The organism is Sphingomonas sp. EU05-FHT14C10 (assembly GCF_058790595.1).
Genome location: NZ_JBYTEN010000002.1, coordinates 36,450 through 52,296 on the forward strand (window position 1 = coordinate 36,450; position 15,847 = coordinate 52,296).

The 15,847-nt window shown below is 64.0% G+C and carries 20 protein-coding genes; 11 read left to right on the forward strand and 9 right to left on the reverse strand.

The genetic code is table 11. The annotated features are described in order from the left end of the window. Genes AC3WT0_RS02840 through AC3WT0_RS02860 form a run of 5 tightly spaced genes read left to right on the forward strand, consistent with a single transcriptional unit; the run spans position 1 to position 6,686 of the window. Positions 1-3,306, forward strand: a complete 3,306-nt coding sequence (locus tag AC3WT0_RS02840; protein WP_492751311.1) for a hypothetical protein — start codon at positions 1-3, stop codon at positions 3,304-3,306. Beyond that, entirely contained in the window at positions 3,306-3,716 is a 411-nt protein-coding gene (locus AC3WT0_RS02845; protein ID WP_492751312.1) for a phage tail assembly chaperone, read from the forward strand. Before AC3WT0_RS02840 ends, AC3WT0_RS02845 begins: the two co-directional genes overlap by 1 nt. 14 nt (positions 3,717-3,730) lie before the next feature. Continuing rightward, positions 3,731-4,057, forward strand: coding sequence for a hypothetical protein (locus tag AC3WT0_RS02850; RefSeq protein WP_492751313.1), 327 nt, complete (start codon positions 3,731-3,733; stop codon positions 4,055-4,057). Beyond that, complete coding sequence (locus AC3WT0_RS02855) at positions 4,054-4,269, forward strand: hypothetical protein (protein ID WP_492751315.1); 216 nt, start codon at positions 4,054-4,056, stop codon at positions 4,267-4,269. Before AC3WT0_RS02850 ends, AC3WT0_RS02855 begins: the two co-directional genes overlap by 4 nt. Then, complete coding sequence (locus AC3WT0_RS02860) at positions 4,266-6,686, forward strand: hypothetical protein (RefSeq protein WP_492751316.1); 2,421 nt, start codon at positions 4,266-4,268, stop codon at positions 6,684-6,686. Before AC3WT0_RS02855 ends, AC3WT0_RS02860 begins: the two co-directional genes overlap by 4 nt. Here the strand turns inward: AC3WT0_RS02860 and AC3WT0_RS02865 are convergent. Then, positions 6,626-7,240 (reverse strand): PEPxxWA-CTERM sorting domain-containing protein, encoded by a 615-nt coding sequence (locus tag AC3WT0_RS02865; RefSeq protein ID WP_492751317.1) that lies wholly within the window; start codon positions 7,238-7,240, stop codon positions 6,626-6,628. The two genes, AC3WT0_RS02860 and AC3WT0_RS02865, sit on opposite strands and share 61 nt — an antisense overlap. Positions 7,241-7,357: 117 nt before the next feature. Between AC3WT0_RS02865 and AC3WT0_RS02870 the strand changes: the two genes are divergently transcribed. The 5 genes from AC3WT0_RS02870 to AC3WT0_RS02890 are packed head-to-tail and all read left to right on the forward strand — an operon-like array spanning position 7,358 to position 9,667. Then, positions 7,358-7,912, forward strand: a complete 555-nt coding sequence (locus tag AC3WT0_RS02870) for a glycoside hydrolase family 108 protein (RefSeq protein WP_492751318.1) — start codon at positions 7,358-7,360, stop codon at positions 7,910-7,912. Next, positions 7,909-8,232, forward strand: a complete 324-nt coding sequence (locus AC3WT0_RS02875; RefSeq protein WP_492751319.1) for a hypothetical protein — start codon at positions 7,909-7,911, stop codon at positions 8,230-8,232. Before AC3WT0_RS02870 ends, AC3WT0_RS02875 begins: the two co-directional genes overlap by 4 nt. Beyond that, the gene (locus AC3WT0_RS02880) at positions 8,229-8,600 is read left to right on the forward strand and encodes a hypothetical protein (protein ID WP_492751321.1); all 372 of its coding nucleotides are present in this window, start codon (positions 8,229-8,231) and stop codon (positions 8,598-8,600) included. Before AC3WT0_RS02875 ends, AC3WT0_RS02880 begins: the two co-directional genes overlap by 4 nt. Positions 8,601-8,607: 7 nt before the next feature. Beyond that, a complete protein-coding gene (locus AC3WT0_RS02885; protein WP_492751322.1) occupies positions 8,608-8,793 on the forward strand; it encodes a hypothetical protein in 186 nt (61 codons plus the stop codon). A 10-nt stretch (positions 8,794-8,803) separates the two neighbouring features. Next, entirely contained in the window at positions 8,804-9,667 is an 864-nt protein-coding gene (locus AC3WT0_RS02890) for a hypothetical protein (RefSeq protein WP_492751323.1), read from the forward strand. Between the two features lie 4 nt (positions 9,668-9,671). Here the strand turns inward: AC3WT0_RS02890 and AC3WT0_RS02895 are convergent, their stop codons facing one another. The 8 genes from AC3WT0_RS02895 to AC3WT0_RS02930 form a co-directional block, all read right to left on the reverse strand. Continuing rightward, positions 9,672-10,004 carry a hypothetical protein gene (locus AC3WT0_RS02895; RefSeq protein ID WP_492751324.1) on the reverse strand — a complete coding sequence of 111 codons (333 nt, stop codon included), beginning with the start codon at positions 10,002-10,004 and terminating at the stop codon, positions 9,672-9,674. After that, positions 10,001-10,249, reverse strand: coding sequence for a BrnA antitoxin family protein (locus AC3WT0_RS02900; protein ID WP_492751325.1), 249 nt, complete (start codon positions 10,247-10,249; stop codon positions 10,001-10,003). Before AC3WT0_RS02900 ends, AC3WT0_RS02895 begins: the two co-directional genes overlap by 4 nt. Beyond that, positions 10,218-10,526 carry a BrnT family toxin gene (locus AC3WT0_RS02905; protein WP_492751327.1) on the reverse strand — a complete coding sequence of 103 codons (309 nt, stop codon included), beginning with the start codon at positions 10,524-10,526 and terminating at the stop codon, positions 10,218-10,220. The genes AC3WT0_RS02900 and AC3WT0_RS02905 overlap by 32 nt, the downstream gene beginning before the upstream one ends. 13 nt (positions 10,527-10,539) lie before the next feature. After that, a complete protein-coding gene (locus tag AC3WT0_RS02910; protein ID WP_492751329.1) occupies positions 10,540-10,890 on the reverse strand; it encodes a hypothetical protein in 351 nt (116 codons plus the stop codon). A 157-nt stretch (positions 10,891-11,047) separates the two neighbouring features. Next, positions 11,048-11,788 (reverse strand): 3'(2'),5'-bisphosphate nucleotidase CysQ, encoded by a 741-nt coding sequence (locus AC3WT0_RS02915; RefSeq protein ID WP_492751331.1) that lies wholly within the window; start codon positions 11,786-11,788, stop codon positions 11,048-11,050. Then, a complete protein-coding gene (locus AC3WT0_RS02920; protein WP_492751332.1) occupies positions 11,785-12,390 on the reverse strand; it encodes an NADPH-dependent FMN reductase in 606 nt (201 codons plus the stop codon). The genes AC3WT0_RS02915 and AC3WT0_RS02920 overlap by 4 nt, the downstream gene beginning before the upstream one ends. A 51-nt stretch (positions 12,391-12,441) precedes the next feature. Then, positions 12,442-13,500: a CaiB/BaiF CoA transferase family protein gene (locus AC3WT0_RS02925; protein ID WP_492751334.1), complete on the reverse strand. Its 1,059-nt coding sequence runs from the start codon at positions 13,498-13,500 to the stop codon at positions 12,442-12,444. A gap of 32 nt (positions 13,501-13,532) precedes the next feature. Then, complete coding sequence (locus AC3WT0_RS02930) at positions 13,533-13,985, reverse strand: MaoC family dehydratase (protein WP_492751336.1); 453 nt, start codon at positions 13,983-13,985, stop codon at positions 13,533-13,535. A gap of 85 nt (positions 13,986-14,070) precedes the next feature. Between AC3WT0_RS02930 and AC3WT0_RS02935 the strand changes: the two genes are divergently transcribed. Continuing rightward, entirely contained in the window at positions 14,071-15,846 is a 1,776-nt protein-coding gene (locus tag AC3WT0_RS02935; protein WP_492751338.1) for a DUF885 domain-containing protein, read from the forward strand. Position 15,847: the final 1 nt, after the last annotated feature.

The following is a 15,847-nucleotide window of genomic DNA, read 5'->3' on the forward strand; positions in this document are numbered from 1 at the left end:
ATGGGCAAGATACTGAAGATCGCGCTCGTCGTCGCAGCGGTGGCGGTGAACGTCATTCCGGGCGCAGGACAGGCCGTCAGCGGTGCGATCGTTGGCGCACTGGGGGGCACATTCTCCGCGCTTGGCGTCGCAGTGACGGCCATCCAGGGGATTACGGCGCTGGGGCTCGCCGCCGGGCTTGGCATGGCCTCGAAGGCGCTGGGGCTTGGACCGAAATCGCCGAGCATCAGCAGCTCGACAGGCAATCGTCTCAATGCGACTCTGGTTGGTACGACGCCGCGCACCATCGTCTATGGCCGCACCGCGCTGGCTACCGATATTCGGTATCAGGCCTATACCGGAGCCGATCAGGAATATTATCACCAGATCATCGTCTGCGCCTCGCACGCGGTCCAGTCGGTCGAAGAGATCTGGATCGAGGAGCAACAAGCCTGGTCCAGCAGCGGCGGGGTGACGTCGGCCTATTCGGGCTATCTGCAGGTCGATGTCGTGCTCGAAGGCTCAGCATCGAACATGATCGATATCGACAGCGTGTGGAACGCGGCGAATAATCGCCGCCTGACGGGCTGCGCCTATGTCCATATCCGCTACAAGCTGACCGGCAACAGCAAGAAGGCCGAAAGCCCGTTCGCATCGACCGTTCCGAACCGGATGACGATCGTCGGGCGGGCTATGAAGGTCTATGATCCGCGCCGGGATTCGACGGCGGGCGGATCGGGTTCCATGCGTGCTGACGATCAGTCGACATGGGCGTGGTCGGTCTCCGGCGATGAAATCGGGCGCAATCCAGCGCTGGTCGAGCTCAATTACCTGCTGGGCTGGCGGATTGGCGGAAAGCTGGCCATCGGGCGCGGAATACCGCCAAACCGGATCGACATGGCGTCATTCATCGACAGCGCCAATCTGTGCGATGAGCCGGTAACGCTGGCGGCAGGCGGGACCGAGCCGCGCTATCGGTTCGACGGGATATTCTCCGAAGGTGACGATGGCGCGTCGGTGCGGGGCGCCATCGAAACATCGATGAACGCGGTGCTGCGCGACGGCGGCGGGCGGCTGTCGCTTTCAGTGCTTCACAACGATCTGTCGGCTCCGGTGATCAGCTTCACCGAAGATGACGTGATCGGTCCATTTTCATGGGAGCAGACCTCGCCGATCAGCGAGGATCGCAATATCGTGCGCGGGCGCTACACCAGCCCGTCCGCGCTTTACCAGTTGGTCGATTATCCCCAGGCATCGATCGACAGCGGCGATGGCATAGACCGCATCCTCTCGCTTGATCTGCCATGCGTACAATCGATCGGACAGGCGCAGCGCCTGGCGAAACAGCAGATCCAGCGGCTCAAATATCTCGGCACCTTCACCGCGCCGTTCAACGCCAAGGGCTGGGCGGCGCAGGTCGGGCGGATCGTCAATCTCAATTTCGCGCCGCTTGGCTGGGCGAATATGAAGTTTCGCGTTGCACAGCAAACGGTGCAGCCCGATGGCGTGTGCGAGCTGGTGCTTCAGATCGAAAATCCCGCCATATACGCCTGGGATGCTGAGGAAAGCCCGGCGCTGACGCCGCCGACGCCAACGCGCTACGACTATCTCAACAACCCCCTGCTCCCGTCGGACTGGGCCTATGGCGTCAACCAGTTCGCCAACAGCGCCTTTCGGTTTGGGGTGAGTCAGTGGGGTAAGCCATGGTCCGGCGAGGCTGGAAACGGCGTTCTGACGTGGTCCGACGGGAAGCTCCTGTTATCCAGTCCCGCTCCGGATCCCGGTGCGGATGCAGGCTTTTGCAGCGTTTCTGCATATGACGGCGGGTCGCTGCTTGGTGGCTGGCACCTCTTCCAGGTTCGGCCTGGACAGCGCATCGCGGTGCGCGCACGAGGCTCTGTCAGCCGCACAAATGCTCACTTTTCAGGCGTCTTTCGTTTTTACGACAACCCCACGTCCACGCCGATCGCCGAGGCGGTGGGCACGGCCTTTCCGGGATATTCGCGCGATCTTTCGTCGGATATGCAGGAGGCTGCATATTATGTCGACGTGCCGGCTGGCGCGAAATGGCTTTGGATCGAGTTTTATGGAAACTCGATATCTTCGGGCGACAGCGTCACCATCTCGCTCGAATCCATGCTGCTCGCCTATATCGACCCGGCGCAGACGATCCCGCCCGTCTGGAACGAGGGACCGACAAGCGCCTATCGTGCTGACGTAACCGGCGAGAACACGGCGCTCGACACATTCAACGTCAACGGCGTGCCCGCCTCGACGCTGATCACCACCGTCAACAACATCGGCAGCGATAGCGTCCTGTCGCGCGGCGAGAAGCCGCAGGTCTACACCGCCTATGACGGGCTCAACAGCAACTGGGGCGCGCTGGATGCCAAAGCGGCAGCGCTCGGCATTGCTGCTACGGAGCGCGCTGCCGCCAGTTCAGCAATGGGGACGCTCTACAGCTACCTCATAGGTCTCTCGCCTTCGTGGACCGACAACACAACCGACACGGCGATCAGCGCCAGCACATGGCAATCCCGCTGGGGCAGCGCCTATGGGACCGTCGCGAACTTGCAGGCGGCTATTCAGGGGCAACCGGGAAATCCGGGCACAAATGGCGTTGACGCGCTGACCATTTCTGCGCCGAGCTCAATCTCGGTGCCCTGCACGACGAACGGGACGCCCAAAGCAGCTGTACCCGGCTTTTCGATCAAGGTTGGTCAGGCCGGTGCCGACGTTACGAGCAGCGCGACCTACGGCACGCCCGTCGTGTCTGGCCTCACCGGCTCCATCGTCGTCAGCGGCTCGGGTGTCGTCTCCGGCATCAGCGGGTTTCCGGGAGACAGCGGCTCGATCGAAATTCCGATCAGCCGTGCAGGAGCCAGCCCGGGAAGCGCGATAGTCAATTACACAAAGGGGAAAGACCCGCCGGCATACGCCACCGATGATGACACGACGATCAGCACGCCCGGCACGAGCTATGGCGAGGTTGCGCGCAACACGCTGCTCTGCGGCCCCAACGGCACCTTCTCCTGCGCGTGGAACGTCTCGGCGATCGTCACCGGCGGGTCGAGTGCGGCGATCGACGGATATCTTGAATATAGCCTCAACGGTTCGACGTGGACGACGATCAGCGGGTCGAGCGGCAGCAGCGGCTCGTTCCCGCCGGGCGAAGGGCTCGCGCCATCCGCCACGGCCGGGTTCAGCGGTTCATCCGTCAGCCTGTCGACCAAGCAGACCTTCTATGTCCGGCTGATGATGCGCCGCACGGGCGCTGGCGGTGTGGGCAGCGTGGGCGGCAGCCTCCAGACGCAGTGGAGCGGATGATGCGGCATGTGATCCTGAAACCCGATCAGCAGCAGGCCCAGCTTGTCGACAACACTGACGGCCACGATCTGACCGATCGCACCGTGATTGTCGTCGATGATGATTTCTCCTGGGCGACCAGCGACATCGACTGGTCCACGCTGACCATCGTGCCGAACACCGCCAAGGCGCTGGCCGACCTGCGCGCGCGGCGAGACACGCTGATGTTCGCGACCGACCCGACCCAGCTCGCCGACAAGGATGAGGCTTACCGGGCGGCATGGAGCGAATATCGGCAGGCGCTCAAGGATCTGCCCGAGACGGCGGCGGACCCGTTCAACCCGGCATGGCCGTCACCGCCGGATGAAGACGCGCTGATCAAGCTCGTCGGGGCCTTCATGGCCTCGCGCGCGACCCTGCTCACGCTCTGACGAAAGGACCGACGATGAAGCGAACGCTGCTGGTCGCGGCGGTGCTGGCCCTTGCCTCGTGCGGGCAGACCGGTGCTGACGGCTATGAATATGGCAATGCCACGATGGCGCGCGACACGGTGACGGTCAGCGTCATCGCCTATCCGACGCAGGCCGCACTCCGCGCCGCTGCGCGCGATCAAGGGGTGAAGGCCGAGGGGGCGGATTTGATGGCCTTCGCGACGATCAGCGAGGCCGCCCCGCGCTGCACGATCCACATCGTCGATCCGGCGGCCGTCTATCGGCCGGAATGGATCGGGCACGAATTCACCCACTGCATTCGCGGGGAATGGCACCGATGAACATCAGTCACCTTCTCGACCATCTGAGCGAGCCGGCCAAGGCGGTCGGCGACGCCCTGTCTGTCACCGTTCTCGTGGGGGCCATCATCAACATGCTGCCGTCGATCGCCGCGCTGCTCACCATCGTCTGGACCGCGCTGCGCATCGCGGAGTCCACCATCAAACTGCGCCGGATGCTGGCCGACAAATCCGAGAAGGAGGCAGGCGAATGAAGACGATCCTGATCTGGAGCCCCCCACTCTCCGAGCCCAAGCGCGTCACGGTCGACGATGCCATTGCATCGGCCGCCGTCCGTGCTGGCGTCGCGACCCCGGTGGACCCGCGCGACCTTGGAGTCCTTTTGGCCGGCGGCGCGGTGTCGCCCGACAATCCCGTAATGATCGCGCTCGGACAGGTCGAAGGTGAGCGCAAGTTCATGGTGCGGCTGGCGGTGCCTTCGGCTGTCGCATCGATCGCGCTGGGCTTGGGTGCTGCGGCCGTCGTTTCGGCGGGCGGGCCGGCACCGACGCCGACCCCTACGCCCACTCCGACGCCTACCCCGACCCCAACTCCCACGCCGACAATCACGGACATTGCGCCGGGTGCCGGCTGGAACGGTACCGCCGGGTCAGTGGCGGGAGCACCGACCGATCCCACCCGAACGACCGCGAAGCCCGTCCTGAGGACCCTCGTCGATGTCGGCGGCCATGTCGTCGATCCCAACAATCGCGTCATCGGGGTCCACGCCTATTCGCTCAACGGCACGGGGCCGATCGCGCAGACTGTCTCTGTCTGGATCGAGGGGAACAGCTACGACATCCCCTTCGGTAGCTACAGCTATACCGACGCCAATGGTAACGCTCGCACGATCTGGGGCTATTTTGCGCGCCTGAAGCACAGCCTTTTCGCGCAGAACGGCAGCGCCAATGTCTATTGGACCTGCGATCCGACGGCCGGCGATGCGACGATGCAGCGTCGCGTTATCGGGCCGTTCAAATACACTCGCGTGGCATTCACCGGCTACGATTATGACATTCAGGTCGGCGCGAGCCTCACGGCCAACGGCACGACAATCTTCAACACGCAGCAGGCGGCGCTCAACTACCTGCGCTCGGTTAGCGCCATAAATCCGCGCCTCACCCACATGGAAAGCGCCACGCTCGTATGGACGGGGCCAACCTTCGCCTATGCCGGCGGCGCTGGCTTTCTCACGATCACCCATGCGCCGGGCGTGGTCATTACCTATCGCGTCGAGACCGCGATCGTCGCAAATCCGCGTCAGATCTACTGCGGCTACAACGGGATGATTTTCCGGGGCTCGGGCATCAAGTTCGACTATGATTATTTCGGCGGGTTCTATCTGACGTACGAGTTCGGTGCCGCCACCAAGGGCGTCATCCTCGACGGCCCGGAAATCTTCGCGACATCCGGCGCTTTCAACAAGATGGGCGGGGTCCGGAACGAAATATTCGTCCACGCCGGCAGCAGCGGCGGAGACAAGTTCATCATCCTCGATGACACCTATATGCACGATTGCCTGCACGGCTTCGTCGGCGGCGCGAGCGGCATTGCGCTGATCCGCAATGCTCGCATGAAGACCATCGCGGGCGACTTCACGCAGACGGTCTACAACATCTATGGCCTGACCGTCGATGACGGCCGCAACGACTATTATCGGGACTATTTCGGAACCGCTGATGGCGGAAATGCGGCGATGACGCTGCGATACGAGGGCGCGGACGCAACGGCAACTTGGGAAAAGGCCTATGGCACGAACACCAAGATCACGCTGAAGAGCGGCGGTGTGACGCGGCTGGTCATCAACGTCGGCGGCACCGCAGACGCCGATGGAGCGATCTACTTCGACGTGTCCGATGTGGTCGCGCGGATCAACGACCAGCTCGGCGGGTCGGGATGGACTGCCGTCTTCCAGTCGAACAAGCTCCCCGCTGCCTGTCTACAATCGGGCATGGCGAGCGGCAGCCCGCCGATCGCAGGCGGGACGGACGCCAGCTTCGGGGGCGTGGTCAATCCGCAAAGCGTCAAATCGGTGACGCGGCAAATTTATGTCGTCGCCGATGTCCATGGCGATGTGGTCCAGCCGACCGTGTACGGCTCGCCGATGGTAGAAAACATGGCGCTGATCAATGTCAAAGGATCGGCGCTTATCGCTCCCCAGCAATTCTTCCTGAGCGATGTCGCCACCATCTCCGACATTGTCGTCGCCAATTACGCTGTAGGCGGAAGTGGTTTCGCAACGGGCATTCTCGCGCAGGTTGGCGTCGCACTCCAGAACGCGCACTTTCTCCATTGCACCTTCGCCGACGCCCGCTTCGCTCTGCGCGGCAACATGGACGACAGATCCTCTATCCGCGCGAGCGTCTTCCGGAGCATTTCGAGTGACGCGGGCAAGACGCTGTCGCTGGCGTTCGACAGCAATTTCGCCGAGGCGACGAGCTTTGCTTCGGCGGTCACCGTTTCCAATGCCAAGAATGCTGGCTCGACGGTCGCCGCGCTGATCAATGATCAGGCCAACGGCGACTTCTCGGCAAAGGCAGGTGGAAACTTGGCATCGACGACTTCGCTGCTTCAGTTCGATCTGACCAATGCCTCTCGGTCGGCAACGTCACGCATCGGCGCGCTTGCATAGCGCCGCCGCGCCGCCGCGCCCATCAACCCAAAGCCCGCGATCAATGTGAGCCAGGTCGCGGGCTCTGGCACCGCTGCAGCGTCGGAGATCGTGACGGTGATTGTTGTCGGATCAAAGTTGCCGACGTCATAGTCGATCAGGAAATATCTAAGGTCATAGCGGCCAGCTTCGCGCCAATCCTCAGTCTCGATCTGGTAAGGTGGTAGAATCGTGAAAGCGCTCGTCATCGTCTGGACGGCACCGCCTGCAAACGGTGTTTCGGCTCCGCCATCATTTCCGCCGCAATCTTGCCATGGCGCGTCGGGCCCGGATCGGCATTGATAATCGTAGTGCTTATAGATGGCATACCCACCATTCATCCGTGCGATGGGGCCTTGGGCCTGGACGGTGATTGTATAATCACCCGGCGCAATGCCGAAGCCGATGTTCGGTATGCCCCATTCCCAGATGAGGTTGCGCCCCACCGCTGAGAACGTCGCCTGATAGACGACAGCCGCGCCACTCTGCGCCGCGCACGACAGTGCTGCGGCGGCCGCCAATAGAGCGAATCGCATGATGTATCTCCCCTTTTCACGGGGAGAGTGACGCCATGCCGCCGAGCGTGTCCAGCCCGGGTCACCTTCCGTTCCAATCTGAAACACATGCCGCCGCCGCGCGGCCATGGAGGCAATATGGCGAAGACGATCGACCAGCTGATCGACGAGGTGATCGGCCGTGAGGGCGGCTATTCCAATCACCCGGCTGACAAGGGCGGCCCGACCCGTTGGGGTGTCACGCAGGCCACGGCGCGCAATCAGGGCTGGAAAGGCGACATGCGCGACTTCCCCCGCGACATGGCGGTGGAGGTGTACAAGCGCCTCTATTGGCTGCGCCCGCAGTTCGACAAGGTGGCGCAGGTCTATCCCCTCGTCGCAGCCGAGATGTTCGACACCGGCATCAACATGGGCGACGGGGTGGCGACGAGCTTTCTGCAGCGCGCGCTCAACGCCCTGAACCGCGAGGCGACCGACTATCCCGATATGGCCGTCGACGGGGCGATCGGCCCGCGCACGCTGAACGCGCTCGAGCAATATCGGCGCACGCGCGGCGCAGCGGGCGAAGCGGTGCTGGTGAAGGCGCTCGATTGCCTTCAGGGCGCGCGATATCTCGACCTGGCCGAGAAGCGTCCGGCGAACGAGGCGTTCGTCTATGGCTGGCTCGCCAATCGCATCGGACAGGCGGCATGAGCCTCCCCGGCTGGCCGCCGCGTGACTGGCGCGCGCTTCTCGCTCTGCTTGCCTCGATCGCTGGCGCGGGCGTGCTGACGCTCATGCTGGCGTGGATCGTCTCCATGCTCGATCGACGCGGGCAAGCCGGCGAGCTGGCGAACATCGCCTATGGCCTGTGCGGCATCATCGGCGCGGTGATCCTCGCGCTGGGCTTCGCGATCAACAAGCGCAGTTTCTCCGCCAGCGCCGGCCCCGTGAGCTTCACGGCAACTGGCGGCGATGACGAGGATGAGATGCCGCCGGGCCGATCTTCGGCGGGAACGGAGCCCAAGCTATGACATGGATCATCATGCGCCTGATCGCGGCCGGCGTCCCCGAGCGCATCGCCAAGCCGGTGCTGATCGCCGCGCTGGTCGCGCTGGCGCTCGCAGGGCTGGGCATCGCCAAATGCTCATATGACCGCTCGATCATCCGCGCGCATGATGCGGCGGCGAACCTCGCTGCCGAGAAGGCCGGACGCGCCGCCGACCAGAAGGCCGCCGACCAGCGGCAGGCAGACACAACCCGCGCCGCCTCCGAAGCGGCCCAGCTCGACAAGGTGACCACCAATGCGAATAGCCCTGATGACGCTCGCCGCGCTTACTATCGCTGTGTCCGGCTGCAGCAAGCCGCCCGTGCGAACGGTGAGCGATCACCCGCCTGTTAGCGATCTGGTGTGCCTGATCGAACCGGCCGTGCCCGACGAGGTGACGTTGACGGTCGATCCGAACGCTGGGCTGAACTTCGACAAGGCGGCGCTGTTGGCTGGCCGCGACTGCCGCGACGCGCTCAAGCGCGTGTGCGGCTGGCACAAGGATCGGGGCGCGCAGATCGTGTCCTGCGAACCGAGGGCGCAGTAGGGTTCAAACCGTGGGTCTTGCATTCTCCTCTGGCTTGACCGCTTATGGCGCCGCAATGGACGGCGGCGCACATCTGATACTCCGGATCGAGACTGAGAAGCCGGTCGAACTCGGGGAATTTGTTGCCACCTTTGTCGGTCTCGGAAACCAGTTCGAGACCTTTTACGACGGTCTGCATCCTGACGACCGGGGCTCCGTTCGCTTTTATGTTCGAGAAGTTCGAGCGGGATCAATCATCGCCGAACTCGTTCCCTATGCCTTCGCGGCTTCACCGGTCCTCGGCGAGGTTATGGCCGTTGTATCTTACGCCAACGATCTTCATGATTTCGTGGCCAATTTCGGCGGGCGTCTATCACGCTATTTCAAGCGCGATGGGCGCTCCCCGGATGTGAACAAAGCCGACCTGGCTGACTTTTTGCGCACTGTTCAGGCAGTGGCGCATGATTCAGACGCGCAACTCTCGCTGGCGGCCTTCGATGGCTCCGATCAGCGCATTGCCTTCCAGTTTACGACACCGGAAGCGCGCGAGGCCGAGCACAATATAAACGAACATCGGGCGGAGATGGAGCGGAAGACCGATGCCGAGCATGAGCGCGTCTTGATGATTTTCACGACGACCAAGCGCGCCCACGCGCGAGCCGGAAAGCGCACCGGAGAGAGGGTGAAGATCGAGACGATCAGTCCGCGCGAACTACCCATCGTTTACGCGTCCACCCTGGCTGAAGAACGCATAAGACACGAGATCGCGGACGCCGATGACAACGTCTATAAAAAGGGCTTTGACGTTGACGTGAATGTGGAGGTGGCCGGCGGACGGCCGATCGCATATCGCGTGGTCGCCGTGCACGACGTCATCGATCTACCGGACGATTAAATCGTTAATCCGGCAAGTTCAGCTTGCGCCTGATGCCCGCCGCCTCTGCCTCCAGCATGCGCGCCCGCGCATGGGCGTCGCGGCTGGCCTTGGAGTGCGGCGTCTCGCAGCGCGCCGCATAGCGCTCGCTGCGGGCCTTATCCTCCAGATCGCGCAGCTGGGCGCGCAGCGCATCGCGCTCGTCCGGCGCGCTCTCGAACTTGACGAAGATCCCCGAAAAGAAGGTGCCGAAGCGATCGAGATGCCCGTGCCCTGCCTGCGCGGCCGCGCGCCTGGCATCCTCGATCGTCGGATACCAGCGACTTCGGCCGGCGGGCGTGACGTAGCGGTGCTTCAAGCGCGCTCCTGAGCCGCAGCCTTGCGCAGCGCATCGTTGATGCGCGTCTGCCATCCCGCTCCCCCGACCTTGAACGCGTCCAGCACGTCGCGGTCGATCCGCAGCGTCACCTGTTCCTTGTCGCTGCCCGCAGGCCGCCCACGGCGTCGCCGCGTCGCCTGCGCCTCTGCCAGCGCCTCTTCGGTGACATCGAAGTCCTCGGGGTCGCTCGGGTCAGCCTTTATCGCGATATGCTCTTTCTTCACCGTCGTTGCTCCTGCGCACTGAAAGGAAGCGAACCCGCTCGCCGCGCCACACATGGACACCGGTATAGAGCTTGCCGCCCACCATGCCGATAACCTTGAAGCGGTCCTCGCCATCGACCGGGCGGATCGAGGCGATCACCAGATGGTCGGCATCGTCGAACAGCCCGACCCCGAACGCGAGCGAGAGGCCATGCTTCTCGCGGTTGGCTGCGTCCTTGGCGGGGTCGAATTCGCTTTCCATGTGAATTGATGTAGCTACAATAATAGAGACGATCAAGCATTAAATGTAGTTACGAATTATCCATGTCAGCCGCTTCCCCGGCAACTCTGCCGTCGATCATCATCCGCACCGTCCGCTGCACGCCGGCATAGCGATAGATCGCCTCAATGGCGGCGTGCAGAGCGTTGCATCGCATGACGCCGGACAGGTAGTTGCTGTGGTTCGACATGTCGCTGCGGTTCATCGCCGCCCAGAACTGATCATACCATAGCCGCTCACCCCCATGACGATCATAGAGGTAGGCCAGGGCGAACTTGATCGCCCATGTGCGCTCGATCGGGGCGGCGCGACCACGATCTACCGCATCCTCCAGCGTCAGCAGGGCAAATTTGGTGATGGCCTTCTCTCCGATTCTCGACATCGCTCGTGATGAGAACACACCGCGAACGCCCGCGCAAATCGAAGCGAAGTATTTTGGGGGCATCCTTGGGGGCACCGGCCGATCAGGCAATGCCGCAAATCGATGGATTGATGCCGCACAAGTCGCATGGTTGTGGTAGGCGGCGAGCCCACCAAGGTCAGGCCAAGGCCGCTCTTACCTTTTCGCGATATTCCGGCGGGCAGATCAACAGATCGGGCAGCAACGTATCGCGCGCATTGTACGAACAGGGATTGCCGTCGATCCGCTCGGCGATCATGCCCGCGCCCAGCGCGACGGCGACCGGCGCCGCATTGTCCCACTGATACTGGCCGCCCGAGTGGAGATAGACATCACCCTGCCCCAGCAGCACGGCCATCGCCTTGGCGCCCGCCGAGCCCATCGGGATGAGTTCGGCGCCGAGCGCATCGGCAACGCGGTGGCATTCCTGCGGCGGCCGCGTGCGGCTGACCAGCATCCGCACGCGCGCCGGGCGCTCCACGGGCGCGGGGGGTTGATCGGAGCGCAGCACCCTGCCCTGGGCGGGCAAGGCGACTGCGCCAATCGCGGCGTGCCCATCGATCGCGAGAGCGACATGGACGGCCCAATCGTCGCGACCTTCGGCATATTCGCGCGTGCCGTCGAGCGGATCGATGATCCAAACGCGGCGTTTGTGGAGACGACTGAGATCGTCGACACGTTCCTCGGACAGCACGCCATCCTCGGGCCGGTGCTGGCCGATCGCCGCCATCAGGAAGGCGTTTGCGGTCTGATCGCCCGCGTCGCCGAGCGACTTGCCTTCGAGCAGGCCGCTTTGCCTGAGCGTCATGAGCAGGCGCCCCGCAGTTTCTGCAAGGCCGGCGGCGAGGCTCGCGTCGTCGAGGTCCGCAGGCGTCGTCATACCTGCTCCTCCACCGGGCCGGTCGCGCCGATCGCGGGCGCACGCTGGCGCAGTCGCGCGAATTCGACGACCTGACGGCCGACGAGCTCAAGCTGCGACGCCGCGGCAGGATCGGTACAGCAGCCGTCGACGAACAGGCCGCTCGCGCTCTTGATCGCTGCGCCGAGCGGGGTCGGCCAGCCGCGCAGCGCGTGGACGATCGAGCGCATCGTCGCCAGCGTAGAACCCGTCGCCTGCCAGCCGCCGGCGGTGACGATCAGCCCGACGGGAATGCCGTCAAGATAGGCGCGCTCATCCTTCGACGTCTCTTCGATATAATCTATGGCGTTCTTCACGAGACCCGAGATCGAGCCGTGATAGCCCGGGCTGGCGATGATGACGCCATCCGCACCGCGCACAGCCTCGACCAGATCGCGTGCGACGGGGGAGCTGGCCGCCACGCCAGGGCCGAAGTGGGGAAGCTCCGCAAGCCGGACGCCGCCGAACAAAGTGACATCCGCCCCATCCGCCTTCGCCGCATCGAGCGCGATGCGAAGCGCGGTTTCAGTGGAGGATGTGGCGGCGGTCGTGCCGCCGATGCCGACAATCGAAAGCGTGCTCATGGCCCCGAAGTGGCAGCTTCGATGCAGACCGGCAAGGTGCCTTGTGCCTCCTCATGCGCCGGCCATGCGTGGCAGGGGAGCGGGTGTGGCGGAAAAGCGAGGCGCAGGCGCGGGCTGCGTCACCCCGCCTGCCTCGACAAAGGTCGCGCGCGCCGCATGATGCGGATGCGCGGGCGCCTCGGCCATGGACAGCACAGGCGCGAAGCAGATGTCGGTGCCTTCCATGATCGCACACCATTCGTCGCGCGTCTTCGAACGGAACAGCGCTTCGAGCTTCGGCCGCTGGGTGGCCCAGCCGCGCGGATCGAAATTGGCGGCAAAGTCCGGATCGTCGCCGATCCCGGCCTTCTCCTTCAGCAGCGCGAAGAACTGGGGTTCGAGCGAACCGATCGAGACATATCGACCGTCGGCCGTTTCATAGACATCATAGCAGGGCGCACCGGTATCGAGCAGGTTGACCCCGCGCCGGTCGGCCCAACGGCCTTGCGCCATGAAGCTCCACGGCATCGCGTGGATCAGCGCAGCGCCGTCGATCATCGCGCAATCGACGACCTGCCCCTTGCCCGTCGTCCGCGCGGAAATGATCCCTGCCAGCATCCCGAAGGCCATCATCATGCCGCCACCACCGAAATCGCCGACCGCGTTGATCGGCGGCGTGGGCTTCTCCCCTGCCCGGCCATAGCCGTGAAGATTGCCGGCAAGCGCGATATAATTGATGTCGTGCCCGGCGAGCGGCGCATATGGCCCCTCCTGCCCCCAGCCGGTCATGCGGCCATAAACGAGCCGGGGATTGTCGGCGAACAGGACGTCCGGCCCCAGCCCCAGCCGCTCCATCACGCCGGGGCGGAAGCCCTCGATCAGGCCGTCCGCGTCCTTCGCCAGCGCGCGCAACTCGGCAATGCCTTCGGGTGACTTCAGATCGAGACCGACGAAGCGGCGATTGCGCGCGAGAATATCCTTCTCGAGCCCGCCGGTAATCTCGCCGCCGCCGGTGGAGCGCTCGACGCGGATCACCTCTGCGCCGTGATCGGCAAGCATCATGCCCGCGAACGGACCGGGGCCGATGCCGGCAATCTCGATGATCCTTACCCCCGCAAGCGCACCTGCCATGCCGTCTCTCTCCCCATTTGTTCTCGTCTCTTTTACGCCGGCTTCCGCCGGACCAGCGCCATGCGCAGGCAGCGGCAGACCGTCTCGTCGCGCTGGTTGAGCATGCGGTGTTCGAAGGTGACGATGCCCGCCTCGGGTCGCGACTTGCTGTCCTTCAACTCGACCACCTCGGTCTCGCCGCGCAGCGTATCGCCGATGAACACCGGCTTGGGCATCACGACCTTGTCGTAGCCGAGATTGGCGACGAGCGTGCCGAGCGTCGTATCGCCGACCGACACGCCGACCATCAGCGCGAAGGTGAAGGTGCCGTTGACGAGGATGCGGCCGAACTCGCTGTCGCGCGCCGCCTCGGCATCGAGATGGAGCGGTTGCGGATTATGCGTGAGCGTCGAGATCAGCAGATTGTCGGTCTCGGTCACGGTGCGGCGGATTTCGTGGACGATCCTGTCGCCCACCTGCCATTCGTCGAACCAGCGCCCGGCCATCAGCTTCCTTCCTCAACGCGTTTGCAGTCGGGCTACAGGATCGCCTAGCTGTCGCACAAGGGACGCTGGGTTAAAGGGGACGAGTATGCGCGCTTTGGCGACGATGAGCCTGTTGCTGGTGACGGTTGGAAGCTCGGCACCGGTGCTGGCTCAGCAGGCGGCGAGCGCTCCGCAAAGCGCGGACGCGCGGCTGAAGGCGCTATACGACGGCTATTGGGCCTGGGCACAGGCCGACGACGGTCGCGTGAAACAGGGCGACCGCTGGGTCGGCATGCACCTTCCCGACGTTTCGGTTCCCGCGCAGGAGAAGCGAATCGCCAATTGGCGGCAGGCGATGGCGACACTCGACACGATCCCGGTCGACCAGCTTTCGCCCGAAGAGAAGATCAACGCCGCGGTGTTCCGCGAAATCCTGCGCGCCAATATCGCGCGATCAGCTTTCCGCGACTGGGAGATGCCATTCAACAGCGACAGCAATTTCTGGTCGGACCTGGCGCGCGAGCGCGGCACCGACGGCAAGGCCGATGATTATCAGCGCGCGATCGACCGGATGCGCGAGATCCCCCGCTATTTCGACCAGCAGATCGCCAATATGCAGGCCGGGCTGAAGCGGGGCTTCAGCGTGCCGCAGGCGACGCTGGCGGGCCGCGCCGATTCGATCGCGCCCTATGCCGACCCGAACCTCGACAAGAATCCCTTCTACGCCGCGTTCAAGGACCTGCCCAAATCGGTCCCGGCCGCCGAACAGGACAAGCTGCGCGCCGATGCGAAGGCCGCGATCACGACGTCAGTCATTCCGGCCTATACGAAGCTGCTTGCCTTCATACGCGACCAATATGTGCCGCAGGCGCGCAAGACCGTCGCGGCCGAGGCGATGCCTGACGGCAAGGCCTTCTACGCGACGCAGATCAAGGAATATACGACGCTCGACCTGACGGCAGAGCAGATCCACGCGATCGGCCTGCAGGAAGTGGCGCGGATCGAGGCCGAGATGAAGGACACGATGGTCCGGAGCGGCTTCAAGGGCAGCTTTGCCGACTATCTCACATTCCTGAAGACCGATCCGCAGTTCGTCGCCAAGACGCCCGACGAGCTAATGGGCGTCAGTTCCTACGTCGCCAAGCGCGTCGACGGGAAGCTGGCCGAGGAGTTCCTGATCCTGCCACGTTATCGGTTCACCATCATACCGGTGCCCGACGCGATCGCGCCTTTCTACACCTCGGGGCGCGGCGGGCTGCAGGCCTGCATGATGAACACCTACGACCTGCCCTCGCGCCCGCTCTACAATATCCCTGCCCTTACCCTGCACGAATGCGCGCCCGGACACAGTTTCCAGGCTGCGCTCGCGCTTGAGCAGCCGAGCAAGCCCGAGTTCCGCCGTGCGACCTATTTCTCGGGCTATGGCGAAGGCTGGGGGCTTTATTGCGAGTGGCTGGGCCGCGAAATGGGCATCTATCGCAACCCCTATGAGGAGTTCGGCCAGCTATCCTATGCGATGTGGCGCGCGGTGCGGCTGGTGATCGACACGGGCGTGCATCATTATGGCTGGAGCCGCCAGCAGGCGATCGACTATCTCGCCAGCCATACCGCGCTGTCGCAGCATGAAGTTGAAACCGAGGTCGATCGCTACATCAGCTGGCCGGGACAGGCGCTGGCCTACAAGCTGGGCGAAATGACGATCCGCCGGCTGCGCGCGAAGGCCGAGGAGGAACTGGGCGCGAAGTTCGACAAGCGGACCTTCCACAATGCCATCCTCTCGACCGGCGCGGTGCCACTGCCGGTGCTGGAGGAGCAGATCACGCTGTTCATCGCGACGGAAAAGGCGAAGCCCGCGAAGTCCGCAGCCCCGCCGACATCCTGAC